Origin of the sequence: Pseudomonas sp. TMW22080 (assembly GCF_022496745.1) — a bacterium.
Classification (GTDB): Bacteria; Pseudomonadota; Gammaproteobacteria; order Pseudomonadales; family Pseudomonadaceae; genus Aquipseudomonas; species Aquipseudomonas bubulae.
The window spans coordinates 402,672-418,285 of sequence record NZ_SCFF01000005.1 but is presented as its reverse complement, the minus strand read 5'-3'; the positions used below and the strand labels follow the sequence as shown (position 1 = coordinate 418,285).

The window sequence follows — 15,614 nt, the reverse complement described above, 5'->3', positions numbered from 1 at the left end:
GGTCTCAGCGGCCGTGGCTGTCGGTGTAGGCCAGCAGGGCCAGGAAGCGGGCGCGCTTGATAGCGGTGGCCAGCTGACGCTGATAACGAGCTTTAGTACCGGTGATACGGCTTGGAACAATTTTGCCGGTCTCGGATACGTAAGCTTTCAGAGTGTTGAGATCCTTGTAATCGATCTCTTTCACTTCTTCTGCGGTGAAGCGGCAGAATTTACGACGACGGAAGAAACGTGCCATGTAATTGGCTCCTCAAAAGGTCCGTGGATTACTCGTCAGCGTTATCGCTGGCGTCGCTGTTATCGCTGTCATCGCCATCGGCGCTGTCAGAATGCTCAGGACGGTCACGACGCTCACGGCGCTCACTGCGGTTCTCTTCAGCCTTGAGCATCTCGGACTGGCCAGTTACGGCTTCGTCGCGACGGATGACCAGGTTACGGATCACAGCATCGTTGTAACGGAAGTTGTCTTCCAGCTCAGCCAGGGCTTTGCCAGTGCACTCAACGTTCAGCATCACGTAGTGAGCCTTGTGAACATTGTTGATTGCGTAGGCCAGTTGACGACGGCCCCAATCTTCCAGACGGTGGATTTTGCCGCCGTCTTCTTCGATCAGCTTGGTGTAACGCTCTACCATGCCGCCGACTTGTTCGCTTTGATCCGGGTGGACCAAAAAGATGATTTCGTAATGACGCATGAATGCTCCTTACGGGTTGTAGCCTGCCGCTAACTAAAAGCGGTCAGACAAGGAGTGAATGACACTTGTGTGTCTTGCCTAGAGAGGCACATATGCGCCCGCCATGACGGCAAGGGGCGCAATTGTAGAGAAGGGACAACAGAGGCGCAAGGCAATTGGTGATTATTTGAACAATCTTTACTTGTATACGCCACAAACCAATGTGGGAGCGGGCTGGCTCGCGATGGCATCGCTGCGGTCATCCAGAGACACCGCGTGATACGCATCGCGAGCAAGCCCGCTCCCACATTTAACAGCCAGCCAGCTTACTTCTTCTTCGAAGAAGTCTTGGCCTTGGCGCCGCGCTGACGCTGGGCTTCGAACAGGCAAACACCTGTCGCCACCGAAACGTTCAGGCTGCTGACGCTGCCGGCCATCGGCAGCTTGACCAGGTAATCACAGTGCTCACGGGTCAGGCGACGCATGCCCTTGCCTTCTGCCCCCATGATCAGGATGGTCGGGCCGGTCAGGTCCTGGTCATAGATACTGACTTCAGCCTCACCGGCCGTACCGACAACCCACAAGCCGCGCTGCTGGAGCTTCTCCAGGGTACGCGCCAGGTTGGTCACGGCAACCAACGGAATAACTTCCGCTGCACCGCAGGCTACTTTTCGTACCGTCGGCGTCAGCGTTGCAGATTTGTCCTTGGGCACGATAACAGCCAGCGCACCGGCAGCATCCGCCGAGCGCAGGCAAGCACCCAGGTTGTGGGGATCGGTCACGCCGTCCAGTACCAGCAACAACGGGGCACCTTCAGTGCGATCGAGCAGCTCGTCGAGCATGGCTTCGCCCCAGACCTGGCTCGGACTCACGTCCGCCACCACACCCTGGTGCACGCCTTCGACCCAGACGTCCATTTCACGACGCTCGGCCTGGCCGACAGCCACACGGTTTTCGTTGGCCAGCTCGATCAGCGTTTGTACACGCGGATCACTGCGACCTTCTGCCAGCCATACCTGCTTGACGCGCTTGGGATGGTGACGCAGCAATGCTTCTACGGCATGCACGCCATAGATTTTTTCCAGACTCATGACTTGGCCTTAGGTTTGCGCGCCCCGCCGCTTTTGGCGGCTGGAGCGGTGCCCGATTTTGGCGGGCCTTTACGATGTTTGCTCGGCTTGGAAGGCTTGCCCGCATCTTTTGCAGGCGCCCCCCTACCCGACTTTCCCGGCTCCGATGTCCGACCGCCGCTTTTCGATTCGGCCAGCAGCGCCTGTTTCAGTTCACGGCTTTTGCGCAGCTCGGCGTTTTTTGCCGCAGCATCGCTTGGGCGATAAGCATCATCCGAGGATTTTTTAGCGGGCTTGGCCGGCGCACTGCGACGTGCAGCCGGGGCTGGCTCAACCGGCTTTTCAGTCGGCTTGGTACCGGCCTTGCCTGCATTCCTGGTTTTAGGCGCATCAGCAGTACGATTTTTACGACCAATCGGCGCACTGAGGGTTTTTTCCGCCATTTCGAAGTCGATCTTGCGCTCGTCGAGATCGACGCGCATGACCCGCACTTCAACGGTATCACCCAAGCGGAAGCTGCGACCGGTGCGCTCGCCCGCCAGGCGGTGATGCACAGGGTCGAAGTGGTAGTAGTCGCCCGGCAAGGCAGTTACGTGAACCAGACCTTCAACATAGATATCGGTCAGTTCCACGAACAGGCCAAAACCGGTCACTGCCGTTACCACGCCAGGGAACGACTCGCCTACGCGATCCTTCATGAACTCGCACTTGAGCCAGTTGGTCACATCGCGGGTGGCTTCGTCGGCACGGCGCTCGCTCATGGAGCACTGCTCGCCGAGCTGCTCCAGGATCGCTTCGTCGTACGGATAGATGCGCGCTTTCGGAATGGTCATCGCACCAGCACGGCGAACGTGCGGGGTATCCATCTTGGAATGGATCACGCTGCGGATCGCACGGTGGGTCAACAGGTCAGGGTAGCGACGAATCGGCGAGGTGAAGTGGGTATAGGCTTCATAATTCAGGCCGAAGTGGCCCTGGTTATCGGAGCTGTATACCGCCTGGCTCAACGAACGCAGCATTACGGTCTGGATCAGGTGGAAATCCGGACGGTCCTTGATGCTGGCCAGCAATGCCTGGTAATCCTTTGGCGACGGACCATCTTTACCTTTGTGCAGGCTCAGGCCCAGCTCACCGAGGAACGCACGCAGTTTTTCCAGACGCTCCGGCGGCGGACCATCGTGGACACGATACAGCGCAGGAATCTCGTGCTTCTTGAGGAACTCGGCGGTGGCCACGTTGGCCGCCAGCATGCACTCTTCAATCAGCTTGTGCGCATCGTTACGGGTGGTCGGGCGAATATCGGCAATTTTGCGATCGGAACCGAAGATGATCCGGGTTTCCTGGGTTTCAAAATCAATCGCGCCACGGGTATGACGAGCTGCCAGCAACACCTTGTACAACGAGTACAACTGCTTGAGGTGCGGCACCACATCAGCGTATTCGCTGCGCAGTTGCTTGGCTTCGCTGGTTTTCGGCTGCTCCAGAATAGTGCTGACCTTGTTGTAGGTCAGACGTGCCTGGGAATGGATCACCGCTTCGTAGAACTGATAGTCGGTCATTTCGCCGGTTTTGGAGATGGTCATCTCGCAAACCATGGCCAAACGGTCGACTTTCGGGTTCAGCGAGCACAGGCCGTTGGACAGCTGCTCAGGCAGCATCGGGATCACGCGCTCAGGGAAGTACACCGAGTTGCCGCGAACCTGGGCTTCGGCATCCAGGGCCGAACCGATTTTCACGTAGCTGGAGACGTCGGCAATTGCCACGTACAACTTCCAGCCGCCGGAGAACAGGCGCAGCTTGCCAGGCTTGGCTTCGCAGAATACGGCGTCATCGAAGTCGCGAGCATCTTCGCCGTCAATGGTGACGAACGGCAGATGACGCAGGTCGATGCGCTTCTCTTTGTCTTTCTCTTCGACTTCCGGCTTCAGACGGCTTGCTTCCTTAAGCACAGCTTCCGGCCATACGTGAGGAATGTCGTAAGTACGCAGGGCAATATCGATTTCCATGCCCGGAGCCATGTAGTTGCCTACGACCTCCAGTACATCGCCTTGCGGCTGGAAACGCGGCGTAGGCCAGTGAGTAATCTTCACTTCGACGAACTGACCGATTTTTGCGCCAGCGTTGCGACCCGGGGTTACCAGCACTTCTTGCTGGATCTTCGGGTTGTCGGCCACTACGAAGCCAATACCACCTTCTTCAAAGTAGCGACCCACGATGGTTTCGTGAGCACGGGAAACCACTTCGACGATCACGCCTTCACGACGACCACGACGGTCCAGCCCCGAAACACGGGCCAGCGCACGGTCGCCATCGAACACCAGGCGCATTTGCGCAGGGCTCATGAACAGGTCGTCGCTGCCGTCGTCCGGAACCAGGAAGCCGAAGCCATCGCGGTGGCCACTGATACGACCGAGAATCAGGTCGAGCTTGTCCACCGGCGCGTAAGTGCCACGGCGGGTGTAAATCAGTTGGGCATCGCGCTCCATCGCACGCAGGCGACGGCGCAAGGCCTCGATTTGGTCTTCTGTGGTCAGACCGAACTCTTCCACCAACTGTTCACGAGCAGCAGGCGAGCCACGCTCGGCCAGGTGCTGAAGGATCAGTTCGCGGCTAGGGATAGGGTTTTCGTATTTTTCCGCTTCACGTGCGGCCTCGGGATCGAGGGTCTGCCAATCGGCCATTAGATAGTTTTCACCTTGTCTATATGCGGGTTAGTTTGGCATACGCGTATTGAAACGGGAAATTTCAGGCACACACTGGGCCTTATTAGTCCTTTCTGACGCGCTTTGCTGCTGTCGACCAACCGTTCGCGAAATATTTTCACTATTTTTAAACACAACGCTTTACAGGTCAAAGGTTCGTCCGTAAGATGCGCGCCATCAACAACGGCAACAGCGTTGAAGATACTGCCCAGATGGTGAAATTGGTAGACACGCCAGCTTCAGGTGCTGGTGATCGCAAGGTCGTGGAAGTTCGAGTCTTCTTCTGGGCACCAATTCGAGATTGCAGAGTAGTACACTCTTCAGCCTCACACAAAAACCCGCGAAAGCGGGTTTTTGCATTCCGGGTCAGCTAAGCCCCTGATTTAATAAAATTAAAACAGGGGTTTACAGATCGAAAAGCTCTACGTATTATGCGCCACATCAACAGCGGCAACGTTGCTGATACTGCCCAGATGGTGAAATTGGTAGACACGCCAGCTTCAGGTGCTGGTGACCGCAAGGTCGTGGAAGTTCGAGTCTTCTTCTGGGCACCAATTCAGGTTTACAGGTTCACCCTGTGTAACCACTCAAAAAGCCCGCGAAAGCGGGCTTTTTAGTTTCCGGGATTCCTTCCTGCCCTCTTCGATACCTTTTATCTGCGGCCTAAAGGTCGTATTTGATAATCTATCTCATCCGCATTAATATCCGGCCAACTTCAGATCCCTGGCTCATCCTCCTGGATACCCGTGCCCGACACCAATGACAGGCTCCAGCTTTACCTGACGCATCGTATCGCCCTGGTCGACTATGCCGCCCCCATCGTGGGCTGCCGGGCCAAGGCAGAAGATGTGGTTCAAGACGCCTGGCTGCGCTTCAGCCAGGGCGCGGACAACCTCGCCCCGCTGACACAACCGGTGGGCTATCTTTACCGTATCGTGCGCAACCTGGCCTTTGACCTCAATCGCCGGGCAACCCTGGAAAACCGCCACACCACCCATAGCGAATCATTGGACGAACACATTTCCAACGCGCCTTCGCCCGAGCAGCAAGCCTTGCATGTGGACGAATTGCGCAAATTGCAACATGCTTTGTCCCGCCTGCCGGAGCGCACGCGCCAGGCATTCGTATTGCATCGCCTGCAAGGCCTGACGTTTCAGCAAATCGGCACGCAACTTGGCATATCCGTGAGCCTGGCCCACCAATTGGTCCGCGACGCCCTGACCTACTGCGCGGAACAACTGAGTGATGACTGAAAAACCGCCCCCGAACCCGATCTGGGAAACCGCACTGGACTGGCTGCTGCTGATCCAGGAGAACCCTCAAGACTCCGAACTGACCGAACGCCTGAACCACTGGCGCGCCAGCGCCCCTGAGCACGACGCGGCTTATCGCAAGGCGCTCAAGGTCTGGAGCCTGAGCGGCGAGGCGCTCACCCTGCCGGCGACAACAGCACCGGCCCCGCCGATGGCACGCCCACCCCAGCGCCTGAGCCGGCGCAAACGCGCACTGGTCGGCGCCGCCGTGGCCGCCAGCGCCCTGCTGATGTGGGGCCCCGACTGGCAGGCGATGCAAGCCGACCACCGCAGCCCCACCGGCGAACACCGCACAGTGGCGCTCAGCGATGGCAGCCAGATGCTTCTCGACAGCAATACGCTTGCCGATGTGCAGTTCAACCCCGATCAGCGAGAAGTCACGCTATTGCGTGGCCAGGCCTTTTTCTCGGTGACCCACGATGCCAACCGCGCCTTCTACGTCAACGCCGGTGACGTGCGGGTTCGGGTGACCGGCACCGCGTTTGCGGTCAACCTGGACGACAACGGTGTCGACGTCAGCGTCGAGAGCGGCACGGTTGCGGTACAAACGCCGCAAGCATCGGTTTCGGCCACGCACCTGCTGGGCCATGGCGACCAACTGCACTTCACTGCAAACGGCCAGCGCACGCGCATCGTGCAATTGCCCCAGGAGCAAATCGCGCCCTGGCGTCGCTGGCAGCTGGTGGCGGTCGATCAATCGATCGATGACGTGATCACACAGTTGCGCCGCTATCAGCCGGGCCTGATTCTGCTGACGGACAAGGCGCTGGGGCAACGACGCATCACCGCAGCCCTGAACCTGCGCGACCCCAAACGCGCACTGCAAACCGCCATTGCCCCATTGGGCGGACGCCTGCAGGACAGCGTGCCCTACACCCTGATCGTCTCGACCAAGCCCTGAGCCTCCCTGCGGGCGCGGGCTTGCGCTAACGAAACTATTTTCACTTATTTCTGGAAATCCTGAAGGCCCGGGAGTCTTTACCTACGAACGTCACTGATAAAGATTCGCATTAGTGACTATGGCGTTTCATTTCGTAGGTCACCTCATGCCTTCTTCGCGTTTGCGTTGTGTCAGTGTTGCTCGCTATCGATCGTTGTCCCTGGCCCTGTTGCTCGGCCTGCCCGCACTGGCCATCGCTGCCAGCCCGGCAGCCGACACGCCAATCAGCCGTCAACAACTGCACTTCCAGATCCCGGCCCAGCCTTTGGCCAGCGCCCTGATTGCGTTTTCCCAGCAGTCAGGCTGGCAGGTCAGCGCGGAAAGCACCGTGCTCAACGGCCTGACCAGCTCGCCAGTCGATGCCAGCACCAGCCCCGAAAAAGCCCTGGCCCACCTGTTGCGCGGCACGGGCATGCAATGGGAAGTGACCTCGTCTGACAGCGCCTCAATCCTGCCGCCCGCCCAAAGCGATGTACTGCAAATCAAAAGTACCCCCATCACGGCGATGGAGCCGGTGTTCCAGGGCGAACAGGTGATCGACCGGCAGATGATCGAGGACCTGCCCTCGGGCAACGGTGATATCACCAGCCTGCTGCGCACCAACCCCAACGTGCAGTTCGACAACAGCCAGTTGAGCAGCAAAAACCCGGGGGAAATCGCCCCCGCCGATATCAGCATCAACGGCGCACGGCCCTGGCAGAACCTGTTTATCGTTGACGGCATGAGCATGAACAACGACCTGGACCCGGGCAACAGCAACGACGACTTCGATGAGATACCGGGGCGCAGCCAGGGCCTGGCGCTGGACACCGACCTGCTGGAAAACATCAAGGTCTACGACAGTAACGTGCCGGTAGAATTTGGCGGCTTCAATGGCGGTGTAGTCGAAGCCAATACCCGCGACCCCCGCAAGGAACTGCACGGCAAGGTGTCGGTACAAATGACCCGCTCCGAGTGGACCCGCTATCACCTGAACAAAGACGACCCGGACCTGGAGAACTTCAAGGCCGGCTTTGGCAACAACTACCAGCCCGACTTCGAAAAAGTCATCACCCGCGCCACCCTCGAAGGCCACCTGACCGACAACTTCGGCTTGCTGGGCACCTTCTCGCGTAAAGAATCCACCATGCCGACCCGCCTGTTTTCCGTGGCCAACCAGACCGAAACGGCAATGGAGACCGAAGAACAATCGCGGCGCATCGACAACTACTTCCTCAAGGCCACCTGGCAGATCAACGAAGACTGGAAGCTCGATACCACCCTGACCCACGCGCCGGAAACCGCCCGCACCTACGGCCCCAACTCGCTGGTGTCCGGCCGCGATATGGATGCCGGTGGCGACAGTATCAGTACGCGCCTGGTGTGGAACGCGCCCCTGGCCCGGGTTGAGCAGAACCTGAGCTGGAGCGAGCTGAATACCTCACGCTATTCCGACCGCGACTACATGATCCTCTGGCGAACTTCGGCCAGCCGTGACTGGAGCACCTCGGCATTCGCCACCGAAGGCGGTTTTGGCGATATCGAAGAAACCCAAAAAACCCTGGCCTACAAACTCAAGGCCGACTGGAACAGCTTCAAATGGCTGGGTGTGGATCATTCGCTGCAAACTGGCCTGGAGCTGTCGCAGAACTCGGCCAGCTATGAGCGCGGCACACCCTACAGCAGCTATGCGGTGGACAAGGCCACGTCATGCACCGGCAATGACCCGCTGTGCTCAATGGCGCCCACGATCAATGGCTGGCCTGGCCAGTATGCGAACAAGATGACCGTTACCCAGGGCAAAATTGCCTTCGACACGCGTTCATGGGCGCTGTATCTGCAAGACGAAATGCACTACAAGCGCCTCACCGTCAGGCCCGGCATCCGGGTGGACGGCGACAACTATATGAATCAGATCACCTTCGCCCCGCGCCTGGCCACCGAGCTGGACGTGTTTGGCGATGGCAAGACCCGCCTCACTGCCGGCGCCAACCGTTACTACGGACGCAACCTTTACGCCTATCGCCTGCGCGACGGTATTGCCTCGATGAGCACCGAATACACCCGCAAGACGCAGACGTCTGACTGGGAGCTGAGCAAGCACATCGCCAATGACAGCAAATTCAACCAGCTCAAAGTGCCTTACGACGACGAACTGACCCTGGGCCTGAGCCACGTGCAATGGAACACCGAGTTCGCCGTCAAGTACGTCAACCGTAAGGGGCGCGACCAGATCAGCCGCGCCTGGGGCGCGCAAATCGGCGAACCGTCCGAAGACACCTCGACCCTGGCTGCCAACTACTACACCTACTACAACGGCGGCAAAAGCGACGCCGACATCTACACCCTGAGCATCACCCCCCTGCAACCCTTCAATCTGGGCAGCACCCGCACCACTGCGCAGTTTGCGATGGACTGGAGCAAGATCAACAACACCGGGCTGTCCAGCTACAGCGCCAGCATCGGCGCTATCTACGTAGAAGACCCGACGATCCAGTACGACGGCAAGTTCATGAAGTATTCCGACATGCCCGCCAGCAACTACAACCGCCCCTGGACCGCGCGCCTGACCACCGTGACCGAAGTCGAGCCCCTGCACCTGACCTGGACCAACTTCCTGCGTTACCGCGACGGCTACCGGCGCATTGCCTCCACCAACAAAAAGGTCGAGCACGAAGGCAGCAGTGTCTATGTCTGGGAAGAAACCCCGTTCTCCGGGGCACTGACCTGGGACACCCGTGTTGCCTGGGAGATGCCCACCGCCAAGGATCAGGCCGTTTTCGTCAATCTCGACGTCAGCAACCTGCTGGACAAGACCATCGTCAGCTCCACCGACACCAACGGCGTACTCAACTATGAAGTCGGCCGCCAGTTCATGCTGGAAGTGGGGTATAAATTTTGAAGACCCTATTCCTCGGCCTGACCCTCGGCACCCTGACCCTGAACGCAGTCGCCTGCGACGAACAGGCCGCCGACTACAAAACCTGCATCGCCCAACAATACCGCCAGCCCGTCGCCCAATGGCCTTCACCCCAGGTAGATGCCGAAGTGCAATGGCAGGAAATGGCCGCCCTGCCCGCCCACGCCCCCGCACCGCCGGATAACCCGTTCAGCGAAGCCAAGGCCGAGTTGGGCAAAAAACTGTTCAACGACCCCAAGCTCTCGCGCTCCGGGCAAATCGCCTGCGCTTCGTGCCATGAAGCCGATATGGCCTTTGCCGATGGCCGCCGCGTCTCGTTCGGGCATGACCGCCAGAGCGGCCGACGCAATGCCCCCAGCCTGGTAATGAGCGGCTACAGCCCGGCGCTGTTCTGGGACGGGCGCGGTGGCACTCTGGAACAGCAAGCCATGCACCCCATCGTCGACCCGGTGGAAATGGCCTTTGATATCCCGCAACTGCTGCAACGGCTCAATACCGATAGCGCTTACCGGGAGGAGTTTGCACAAGTTTTCGGGCCAGGCCCGATCACCCCACAGCAAACCGCCCAGGCCCTGGCCACCTTTCAGCGCACGCTGGTCAGCGCCACGCGCAACACCGCCTTCGAGCAACTGCTGCGCGGGCGCCCGCAACGCATGAGCGATGAGCAGCTCTATGGCCTGCATCTGTTTCGCACCAAGGCACGCTGCATGAACTGCCACTTCGGCCCGGCGCTGAGCGACGAGCAGTTTCATAACGTCGGCCTGAGTTACTACGGGCGTAAATACGAAGACCTCGGGCGCTACGAAGTAACGCGCAAACCAGAAGACGTGGGGGCATTTCGTACGCCGTCATTGCGCCTGGTGATGAAAACCGCACCGTGGATGCACAACGGCCTGTTTGTGAACATGGAAGGCACGCTGGCGTTCTACAACATGGGCATGCCCCGCCCGCGCCCCAACGCGCAACAGGTCAACGACCCGTTGTTCCCACGCACCAGCGACCGGCTCAAGGCGCTGAACATGGACAAGGACGAACTGCGGGCCTTGCGCAGCTTTCTCGACACACTGTAGGCAGCGCCTGACTTTGTGGGAGCGGGCTTGCTCGCGATGCAGGCGACACGGTGTACCGGTAAAACGGCAGCATACCCATCGCGGGTAAGCCCGCTCCCACAAAAGCAGAACAGGCCGGCAGCATCACATTTCGTCGCACTGGTGCAATTGGACGCTGGGTCAAGCGCACTTGAGAAACGATATCGTTTATTATTGTTACAAGTTTTGTAGTACCCAAGCGAGGAAACCAGCGAATGATGCTCCGAAATACCCAGCTTGCGACATTTCTACTGCGCAGTTTGTCCATCGCAACACTTGGCCTGACCCTGCTTGCTCCCGCCGCCTACGCTGCCGATCCTGTGACGCTGACCCTGTACAACGGCCAGCACAAAGAGGTCGGCGACAACCTCGCTGCCGCCTTTGAAGCCAAGACCGGCATTCACGTCAATGTGCGCAAAGGCAGCAGCAACCAGCTGGCCAGCCAGATCATGGAAGAAGGCGATCGCTCGCCTGCGGACGTGTTCTACGCCGAAGAGTCGCCGCCTCTGAACAGCCTGGGCGAACAGGGCTTTCTGGCCAAGGCCGATGACAGCACCCTGCAAGCGCTGCCCAAAGAGTACGTGGCCGCCAATGGCACCTGGATCGGCGTGACTGCGCGTACCCGCGTTGTCGCCTTCAACCCGAAAAAGATCAGCGAAGACCAGTTGCCCAAGTCGGTTCTGGATTTCGCTGACCCGCAATGGCAAGGCAAGATCGGCTTTGTACCCACCAGCGGTGCCTTCCAGGAACAGGCCGTAGCAATCATCAAGCTGCACGGGCGCGATGCCGCCGAAGAATGGCTGACCGGACTGCGTGCGTTCGGCAAGACCTACACCAACAACATGGTGGCACTCAAAGCCGTAGAAAACGGTGAAGTCGCCGCAGTACTGGTCAACAACTACTACTGGTTTGCCCTGCAACGCGAAAAAGGCCAGCTGGATTCCAAACTGCACTACTTCACCGATGGTGATGCGGGCGGTTTGATCACCGTGTCCAGCGCCGGCGTGATCAAGGCCAGCAAACACCCCAAGGAAGCCCAGCAACTGCTGGCTTACATGGCCAGTGAAGAAGGTCAGCGCGTTATCACCAACACCACCGCTGAATACCCGATGCGCAAAGGCATGGTCTCGGAACGCGGCCTCAAACCGTTTGAAGAGCTGCAACCGCCGAAAGTGACGCCTGCCGACCTGGGTAACGCTGAAGAAGCACTGGACCTTGAACGTGATGTAGGCCTGCTCTGATGTTGTCAGCCGCTCAACCTGCACGCTTTACGCCCACTCGCAAAAAGCCTTCGATCTGGCTGTTGTTGCCCGTACTGCTACTGGTGGGCCTGAGCCTGTTGCCGCTGTTGTATGTCGGCACAAAGGCCTGGCAAGCCGGGTGGTCTGAAGCCCTGCACCTGTTGTGGCGGCCTTATGTCTTTGGCCTGATGCGCAACACCTTGCTGCTGATGATCGGCGTCACACTGACCTGCGCGCTGGTCGGCCTGAGCCTGGCCTGGCTGCTGGAGCGCAGCAACCTGGCGGGGCGGCGCCTGTGGGGCGTGATCCTGTGCCTGCCATTTGCCGTGCCGGCGTTTGTCAGCAGCTTTACCTGGGTATCGCTCAGCGCCAGTTTCGAGGGCCTGGGCGGTGCCATTCTGGTGATGAGCCTGTCCAAGTACCCGCTGATCTTTCTGCCGGTGGCGGCGACCCTGCGCAACCTCGACCCAGCCCTTGAAGAGTCGGCTCGAACCCTGGGGCAGAACCGCTGGGGGGTGTTTTTCAAGATCACCCTGCCACTGCTCTGGCCTTCGCTGCTGGCCGGCTCGTTGCTGATTGCCCTGCATATGCTGGTGGAATTCGGCGCGCTGTCGATCATCGGCCTGCAGACCTTTACCACAGCCATTTATCAGCAGTTCGAGCTGGAGTTCAGCAATGCCAATGCGGCGATGCTGTCTGCGGTGCTGCTGGTGATGTGCCTGAGCCTGTTATGGCTGGAACTTAAGGTTCGTGGCAAAGGCCGGCATATTCGTATCGGCCAGGGCGCTGCACGGCATGCGGAACAAGTGAACCTGGGCAAGTGGTCGCTACCGGGGCAACTGTATTGCCTGGCGCTGGCGGTGATTGGCAGCGGCATCCCGCTGGGCATGCTGGCGTACTGGCTGATCAAGGGCAGCTCGGCAGCATTCCCGCTGGCCGAGATTGGCGAGGCTCTGTTCTCGTCGCTGTCACTGGCCCTGGGCGGTGCGGCGCTGTGCCTGGTGCTGGCTGTGCCGGTCGGATTGCTGGTGGTGCGCTACAAAGGCCCGCTGGCCATCTGGGCGGAGCGTTTGCCATATCTGTTACATGCACTGCCCGGGCTGGTGATTGCCTTGGCGCTGGTCTACTTCGCCCTGCATTATGTGCCGGCGCTGTACCAGACTTCGGCATTGCTGCTGATTGCCTATGCGCTGCTGTTTTTGCCACTGGCACAGGCACCCATCCGCACGGCGCTGAACAAGGCGGCTCCGCAACTGGAAGAAGCAGCGCGGACCCTGGGCGCCACTTCGTTTACGGCATTTTGCCGGGTGACCCTGCCGATTATCTTCCCCGCGCTGGGGGCGGCCTTTGCCCTGGTGTTTCTGGATGCGATGAAGGAATTGACCGCCACCTTGCTACTGAGTCCGACCGGGCTGAACACCCTGGCAACACAAGTGTGGTCACATACCTCGAATATCGAGTTTGCGGCAGCGGCGCCTTATGCGGCGTTGTTGATTCTGGTGTCGGGGCTGCCGGTGTACTTGCTCACCACCAGGATGTATTTGAGCCGCTGACAGCGGATCCAGCATACCCCGTGTGGGAGCGGGCTTGCCCGCGATGGCATCGACGGGGGCATGCAGATACACCGCGCTGCCCGCATCGCGAGCAAGCCCGCTCCCACAGGGGCAGCCCCGCTTCTCTACGCCCGGAACTGCCCAAGACTCGCCTTGAGCTGCGCCGCCAACCCGTCCAGCACCTTGCCGCTGGCCGTGGTCTGGGTCACCGCCTCGGCCGCACGCTCGGCCTGGGCATGGATCACTTCCACCCGCCCACGCACCGCATACGCTCCTTGCGCCTGATGCTCGGCAGCTTTGGTCGCATCACCAATCGCGCTATGCACCTGCTCGACCGATACCTGCATGGTCTTTTGCAACTGCACGCTGCCGCGCAGCACCGCCAGGCCCTCATCGGCCTGACGCCCCGCCAGGCCAATGGCCGCCACGGCTTCCCTGGCTCCCTGCTGCAAGGCCACGATATGCGCCTGAATATCACCGGTAGAGCTTTGGGTTTTGCTGGCCAGAGCCCGCACTTCATCGGCTACCACAGCAAAACCACGCCCAGTCTCCCCCGCCCTCGCGGCTTCAATGGCCGCGTTCAGAGCCAGCAGATTGGTTTGCTCGGCGATGCCGTGAATCACCGTCAGCACTACTTCGATCTGCTCACTTTGCTGCGCCAGACGCTCGATCACCTTGGCTCCCTCGCCCACCTGTCCGGCCAGCGCCTCGATCAGCCCCCCGACCTTGGCCGAGGTGCGAGTGTTTTCATCAGTAGCCTGACGAATATCGACCACCTGCCGGAGCGCCGCCTGCATCGCCTGGCTTTCCGACTGGGCTGCATCTGCCATGGTCGACAGTGCATGCAGGCTCTGAGCTACTTCATCGCGCTGTAACTGCGCGGCAGCATCGGCCCCGGCATTGCGCAAGGTCATCACACCGATCTCCACCCCGGTGCGTTGCGCCACATCACCCGCCTCACGCACGATGGGCTGCAGCTTGTCGACAAAGCGGTTAACCGCCGCCGCCATATCGCCGATTTCATCCTTGCTGTTCAGGCCTACACGCTTGGTCAAATCACCTTCGCCTGCGGCCAGGTCATCCAGCGCGGCAATCAGCAGCAGCAACTTGTTGACCACCCGCCGCCCCAGCACCACCGCCAGTAACAGCAACACACCAAATCCGACAATCGCCAACCCCATGCCAATACGCCAGCGCAAGGTGTCCGCCGCCTCGCGCACGGTCTGCGCGGTATTGGCCTGCATCTGCGCCGCCGCTGCCTGCGCCGACTCCAGACGCGCGCCCAGTGCTGCCGAACTGTCGCTGGCAGCACCTTGCAAGCTTTCGCCGACCAGTTGCCCGCTATTGGCTATCAACGTCGAAAAGCGCTGGTCGAGGGCCGCCAGGTCCTGCTCAACCGAGGCGGTGGAAACCCCCATCAGCACTTTGCCGATCTCGACCCCATTGGGGTTGATAGAGGCTTCGAGGTAGTACACCGACGGATCATGGCGGGCCGCATCGAGCACTTTATCCAGCGCCCGCTCGCCATTGCCCTTGGCCAAAAGCGCCTGGTTGATCGGGTTATCACGATTGAGATAGCGGGTCAGATGCTGCCCCGTGGCATCGTCGTACACCACGAATAACACATTAGGATTACGTTGAGCGCGTCGGGCGAAATCGGACAGCGTGGGCACGTCGCTATCCCATATGGCACGCGGCGCTACAGCTGCCAGCAGTTGCGCCATGTCGTTTGCCGAGTCCTGCAGGTTCTTCTCCAGCGATTGCCTGAGCTGCATTTGCTCGTCTTTCAAGCGTGGCTCCAGGCCCGCGGTCAAACGCTGCCGGGTGCTGGCAGACAACGCGTCAAGGCTGCTTTTAACTTCACGCCCGGCCTGCTCCAGTTCCGCGGTGAGCTTTAGGCTGTCTGCCCCCAGACGCGCATCCAGATCAGACTCCAACGCCGTCACCGTGCTCCGTGTCAGTGCAACAGCCACCAAAACCTGCACCAAAAGAGCGATACCTAGGGTAACGAATACAGGCCGCAGCAGACGGCTTTGTAACAGTGAGAGAACGGCAGACACGGAAAACCCTCCACTTAGGTGCCATTATTTTGATAGCACGCTTATTGACGGTTTTCACAGCAAGGGTCGTGCCGCACAAC

General features: G+C 59.7%; 11 protein-coding genes and 2 tRNA genes. 8 read left to right on the top strand and 5 right to left on the bottom strand.

The features are described from left to right. Nucleotides 1-4: 4 nt before the first annotated feature. The 4 genes from rpsR to rnr form a co-directional block, all read right to left on the bottom strand. On the bottom strand, nt 5-235 hold the full coding sequence (gene rpsR, locus EQV96_RS18875; protein ID WP_003171373.1) for a 30S ribosomal protein S18: 231 nt from the start codon (nt 233-235) through the stop codon (nt 5-7). Nucleotides 236-263: 28 nt separating this feature from the next. After that, nucleotides 264-689: a 30S ribosomal protein S6 gene (gene rpsF, locus EQV96_RS18870; protein WP_003439045.1), complete on the bottom strand. Its 426-nt coding sequence runs from the start codon at nt 687-689 to the stop codon at nt 264-266. A 305-nt stretch (nt 690-994) separates the two neighbouring features. Further along, nucleotides 995-1,759, bottom strand: coding sequence for a 23S rRNA (guanosine(2251)-2'-O)-methyltransferase RlmB (rlmB, locus tag EQV96_RS18865; RefSeq protein WP_095000964.1), 765 nt, complete (start codon nt 1,757-1,759; stop codon nt 995-997). After that, the gene (gene rnr, locus EQV96_RS18860; protein ID WP_095000963.1) at nt 1,756-4,419 is read right to left on the bottom strand and encodes a ribonuclease R; all 2,664 of its coding nucleotides are present in this window, start codon (nt 4,417-4,419) and stop codon (nt 1,756-1,758) included. Before rnr ends, rlmB begins: the two co-directional genes overlap by 4 nt. Nucleotides 4,420-4,646: 227 nt before the next feature. Between rnr and EQV96_RS18855 the strand changes: the two genes are divergently transcribed. The 8 genes from EQV96_RS18855 (at nt 4,647) to EQV96_RS18820 (ending at nt 13,474) form a co-directional block, all read left to right on the top strand. Further along, a tRNA-Leu gene (locus EQV96_RS18855) sits at nt 4,647-4,733 on the top strand. Nucleotides 4,734-4,907: 174 nt separating this feature from the next. After that, nucleotides 4,908-4,994 (top strand) — tRNA-Leu (locus EQV96_RS18850). A 192-nt stretch (nt 4,995-5,186) separates the two neighbouring features. Further along, nucleotides 5,187-5,693, top strand: a complete 507-nt coding sequence (locus EQV96_RS18845) for a sigma-70 family RNA polymerase sigma factor (protein WP_095017676.1) — start codon at nt 5,187-5,189, stop codon at nt 5,691-5,693. Then, on the top strand, nt 5,686-6,654 hold the full coding sequence (locus EQV96_RS18840) for a FecR domain-containing protein (RefSeq protein WP_095017677.1): 969 nt from the start codon (nt 5,686-5,688) through the stop codon (nt 6,652-6,654). Before EQV96_RS18845 ends, EQV96_RS18840 begins: the two co-directional genes overlap by 8 nt. 145 nt (nt 6,655-6,799) lie before the next feature. After that, complete coding sequence (locus tag EQV96_RS18835; protein ID WP_240882244.1) at nt 6,800-9,574, top strand: TonB-dependent receptor; 2,775 nt, start codon at nt 6,800-6,802, stop codon at nt 9,572-9,574. Continuing rightward, the gene (locus EQV96_RS18830; protein WP_153327244.1) at nt 9,571-10,662 is read left to right on the top strand and encodes a cytochrome c peroxidase; all 1,092 of its coding nucleotides are present in this window, start codon (nt 9,571-9,573) and stop codon (nt 10,660-10,662) included. The genes EQV96_RS18835 and EQV96_RS18830 overlap by 4 nt, the downstream gene beginning before the upstream one ends. Before the next feature lie 233 nt (nt 10,663-10,895). Continuing rightward, the gene (locus tag EQV96_RS18825) at nt 10,896-11,921 is read left to right on the top strand and encodes an iron ABC transporter substrate-binding protein (protein ID WP_095000959.1); all 1,026 of its coding nucleotides are present in this window, start codon (nt 10,896-10,898) and stop codon (nt 11,919-11,921) included. Next, on the top strand, nt 11,921-13,474 hold the full coding sequence (locus EQV96_RS18820; RefSeq protein ID WP_095017680.1) for an iron ABC transporter permease: 1,554 nt from the start codon (nt 11,921-11,923) through the stop codon (nt 13,472-13,474). The genes EQV96_RS18825 and EQV96_RS18820 overlap by 1 nt, the downstream gene beginning before the upstream one ends. 125 nt (nt 13,475-13,599) lie before the next feature. Here EQV96_RS18820 and EQV96_RS18815 read toward each other — a convergent pair whose 3' ends face one another. Continuing rightward, on the bottom strand, nt 13,600-15,534 hold the full coding sequence (locus EQV96_RS18815) for a methyl-accepting chemotaxis protein (RefSeq protein WP_133144739.1): 1,935 nt from the start codon (nt 15,532-15,534) through the stop codon (nt 13,600-13,602). Nucleotides 15,535-15,614: the final 80 nt, after the last annotated feature.

Coding starts and splice junctions, on each gene's coding strand:
- rpsR (WP_003171373.1), bottom strand. CDS start 235: ATGGCACGTTTCTTCCGTCGTCGTAAATTCTGCCGCTTCACCGCAGAA.
- rpsF (WP_003439045.1), bottom strand. CDS start 689: ATGCGTCATTACGAAATCATCTTTTTGGTCCACCCGGATCAAAGCGAA.
- rlmB (WP_095000964.1), bottom strand. CDS start 1,759: ATGAGTCTGGAAAAAATCTATGGCGTGCATGCCGTAGAAGCATTGCTG.
- rnr (WP_095000963.1), bottom strand. CDS start 4,419: ATGGCCGATTGGCAGACCCTCGATCCCGAGGCCGCACGTGAAGCGGAA.
- EQV96_RS18840 (WP_095017677.1), top strand. CDS start 5,686: ATGACTGAAAAACCGCCCCCGAACCCGATCTGGGAAACCGCACTGGAC.
- EQV96_RS18835 (WP_240882244.1), top strand. CDS start 6,800: ATGCCTTCTTCGCGTTTGCGTTGTGTCAGTGTTGCTCGCTATCGATCG.
- EQV96_RS18825 (WP_095000959.1), top strand. CDS start 10,896: ATGATGCTCCGAAATACCCAGCTTGCGACATTTCTACTGCGCAGTTTG.
- EQV96_RS18820 (WP_095017680.1), top strand. CDS start 11,921: ATGTTGTCAGCCGCTCAACCTGCACGCTTTACGCCCACTCGCAAAAAG.